The organism is Rubrivirga sp. (assembly GCF_049648075.1).
GTDB lineage: Bacteria > Bacteroidota > Rhodothermia > Rhodothermales > Rubricoccaceae > Rubrivirga.
Map to the genome: position 1 here is coordinate 1 of NZ_JBARYR010000177.1, position 3,193 is coordinate 3,193.

Annotated in this window: 6 protein-coding genes; 4 read left to right on the plus strand and 2 right to left on the minus strand. The window is 69.4% G+C overall.

Annotated features, from left to right (window positions below; translation table 11 throughout):
* The 4 genes from WBA11_RS05080 to WBA11_RS05095 all read left to right on the plus strand — a co-directional run.
* The coding region (locus WBA11_RS05080; RefSeq protein WP_424519634.1) for an LptF/LptG family permease at nt 1–260 on the plus strand (260 nt) is incomplete at its 5' end.
* Between the two features lie 96 nt (nt 261–356).
* A complete protein-coding gene (gene rsmI, locus WBA11_RS05085) occupies nt 357–1,022 on the plus strand; it encodes a 16S rRNA (cytidine(1402)-2'-O)-methyltransferase (protein ID WP_424519635.1) in 666 nt (221 codons plus the stop codon).
* A 24-nt stretch (nt 1,023–1,046) separates the two neighbouring features.
* A complete protein-coding gene (locus WBA11_RS05090; protein ID WP_424519636.1) occupies nt 1,047–1,607 on the plus strand; it encodes a TlpA family protein disulfide reductase in 561 nt (186 codons plus the stop codon).
* Nucleotides 1,600–2,010, plus strand: a complete 411-nt coding sequence (locus WBA11_RS05095) for a TlpA family protein disulfide reductase (protein WP_424519637.1) — start codon at nt 1,600–1,602, stop codon at nt 2,008–2,010. Before WBA11_RS05090 ends, WBA11_RS05095 begins: the two co-directional genes overlap by 8 nt.
* A gap of 241 nt (nt 2,011–2,251) precedes the next feature.
* On the opposite strand, the gene WBA11_RS05100 is transcribed toward WBA11_RS05095, so the two are convergent.
* Both WBA11_RS05100 and WBA11_RS05105 read right to left on the minus strand, forming a co-directional pair.
* Complete coding sequence (locus tag WBA11_RS05100; RefSeq protein ID WP_424519638.1) at nt 2,252–3,031, minus strand: phosphoribosylanthranilate isomerase; 780 nt, start codon at nt 3,029–3,031, stop codon at nt 2,252–2,254.
* Nucleotides 2,917–3,193 (minus strand): rhodanese-like domain-containing protein (locus WBA11_RS05105; protein WP_424519639.1); only part of this gene is annotated, 277 nt, incomplete at its 5' end. The genes WBA11_RS05100 and WBA11_RS05105, both read right to left, overlap by 115 nt.

Consider the following 3,193-nt stretch of genomic DNA (forward strand, 5'->3'; position numbering starts at 1 on the left):
CGCTGGGGCTGGCCGTGCCCCGAGCGGGCGTTGGGTTGGTCGCGACGCTGGCCGTTTTCGTGTTCCTGTTCTACTGGATCACGCTCGTCCAGGGCGAAAAGCTGGCGGACCGTGGCCTGCTGCCTCCTTGGCTCGGCATGTGGGCCGCGAACGTGATCGTGGGCGCGCTCGGCATCTACCTGGTCGCTCGAGAGAACCGCGATCCGGCGTGGCGCGACCCGATCCAGGCGCTCGCCGGCCGGTTCAAGCGGCGCGCGTAATGCGGCAGCGTCCTCGAGGACGGACCTCGTGAACCCGCCGTGGCGGTACCGACCTCGAGGACGCGACTATCCTCGAGGGCGACTCCTCCCCTCTCCATGCTCGTCCTCGTCCCCACGCCTGTCGGCAACCTCGAAGACCTGACGTTTCGCGCGCTGCGCATTCTCAAGGAGGCCGACGTCGTCGCGTGCGAGGACACCCGGACGTCCGGTCGGCTGTTCTCCCACTACGGGATCGACACGCCGCGCATGAGCTTCCACGTCCACAACGAGCACGGGCGCGTAACGCAGCTCGTCGAGCGGATGGAGGCCGGCGAGACGGTCGCGCTGATCTCCGACGCGGGGACGCCGGCGATCTCGGATCCGGGGTTTCTGCTCGTCCGCGCCGCAGCGGAGGCCGGCATCCGGGTCGAGGCGTTGCCCGGCGCGACGGCGTTCGTCCCAGCCCTGGTGGCGAGCGGCTTGCCCACGGACCGGTTCGTGTTCGAGGGCTTCCTGCCCCACAAGAAGGGGCGCCAGACGCGGCTGCGCGGCCTCGAGGACGAGACGCGGACCATCGTGCTCTACGAGAGCCCGCACCGACTGGTCAAGCTGCTCGGGCAACTCGCCGAGCACCTCGACCCGGAGCGTCCGGCCGCCGTAGCGAGGGAGATCTCGAAGATGCACGAGGAGGTCCGGCGCGGAACGCTCCGAGAGCTCGGCGCACACTACGGCGCCCAGCCGAAGGTTCGAGGAGAGATCGTCGTCGTCGTCGGCGGCGCCTAGCTTGAACCCAAGCCCCAGATGCAGATGCGACTTCTCTTCCTTCTCCTCGCGACCTCGGTCGTCGCCAGCGCCCAGGTCGAAGCTCCAGCCACGATATCCCGGCCGGTACTCCTCGATGATGCCCAGCCGGCCGACCTCGAGGACGAGACAGCGACGGAGCGCGCTGTCCGGGCCATCGTCGCCGAGCCCGGCATCCATGTCGTCCACCTGTGGGCGAGCTGGTGCGGCAACTCGCGCGCCGTCCTCGAGAGTGGCTGGTACCAAGTCATCGAGGACAACCCCGACGTGTCGTTCTCCTTCGTCACCATCTGGAACGACGGCCGCGATGGCGCCGACCGTTTGGCGCGCTACGGCATCGAGGCCGGCGACAACGTCCGGGTCTTCGCCCAGCCCGACCGCGGCCCGAGCGCCAACCGCGACCTGAGACGCACGACGTTCCTCGACCTGCCGCTGAGCTGGACGCCGACGACCTGGGTGTTCAACCGCGAGGGCAAGCTGGCCGCCGCGTTCAACTACGGCGAGGTCTCCGCCGACCTCCTGCGCACGCTCCTCGAGTCCGCCCGCAGCGACTGGTACCATGACTGATCCCGACGCCCACCTGCGCTCCGTCCTCGAGGACGGCGGCGTCCACGTCGTCCACGTTTGGGCGCCGTGGTGCGACAACTCGCTCCACGAGCTCCACCCCGTTTGGGCGGACGCGCACCGTCTGGGCGCCGACTCCGTCACCTTCGTCACCGTCTGGAACGAGGGTGAGAGCGGCGGCAGCGTCCTCGAGGAATACGGCGTCGAGGTCGACGAGATCGTAGTTCCCGGCCCGAAGCCCGAGAAGGCCGACCGCCGGATGACGCTGGTCGGCCTGCCCGTCACCTGGATCCCGACGACCTGGGTCTTCAACCGGAATGGCCTGCTCGCGACCGCGTTCAGCTACGGCGAGGTCACGGCGGGGAAGCTGGCCGACGCGGTCCAGGGCGCGCGCAGCGGCTGGTAAACAGGGCCACACCATCTCTCGTCCTCGAGGACGGTGCGATCTCGGTCCTCCCCCGTAGCGCCGCTGCATGCAACGGCGTCGGCCGGAGCTCAGCGGAGTACACGACCTCGAGGGCGGACGCTGCGCCGAATGGATTCCCGCGTGCGCGGAGGCGACCCGGCCCGTTAGTTCATCGCCGTCTCGTCCTCGAGGACGCATCGTCCATGGCGCGGAGTAGTGGTAGGGATCGTCTCCACTCGCTTCAACGGACTCCCGCCGCTCTAACAACCTGCTCGAGCTTCGCCGCATCGAGGTCGCCGTCCGTCCGCACGCCGCTGCACACGTCGAGCGCGAACGGCCCGACGGCCTCGAGGGCGTCGGCGACGTTCGCCGCACGCAAGCCGCCCGCTAGCAAAACGGGAATCTCCAATCGCTCGCGGATCACCCGGCTGACGCTCCAGTCGTGGACGCGCCCCGTTCCGCCGAGCTCCTTCACCTCTGCCGCCGGATTCCCCGAGTCGAGCAACACTGCATCCGCATAGGCCGCGACCGCCTCGGCCTCGAGGACGGATTCCTCCCCTGTCACGTGAACGACGGGCCACAGCGACCGGCCTGGCAGTAGCTCGCGCAATCGCCCGAAGACGCCGGCCTCGACGTGGTCCACGATCTGGACCGCCTGCACACCCGCGGCGTCAGCCTGGCCGGCGATCTCCTCCGCCGAGGTCTCGCTCGTCAGCAACACTGACATGACCGGTGGCGGCAACGACCTCGCGATCTCGCGCGCCCTCGAGGTCGAGATCACGCCCGGACCACTCGGCATCGGCCCGACCAACCCGATGGCGCTCGCACCGAGCCGAACCGCGATCTGAGCCTCCTCGACCGAGGCGATGCAACAGACCTTGAGCCGAGGGAACGCTGGAGCGTCCACTACAACCTTTCTCGGACGGACGGGTCGAGCAGCTTTCCCCACGCGGCGTTGTACGGGTGGACCGTCGAGGCCGGGCCGCCCTCGCCCTCGAGGGCGCGTCCTTCGTTGGCCCACCGAAAGATGGAGCCTTCGAGGGCCTCCACCCTGTCGAACCCGATCTCGCCGAGCCGCTGCCCGATCGTCGCCGCCCGCACGCCGACGGCGCAGTAGACCACGACGGGCCGCCCACGGTCCACGTCCTCGAGAGCGACCTCGAGGTCGGCCACGGTCGCACCC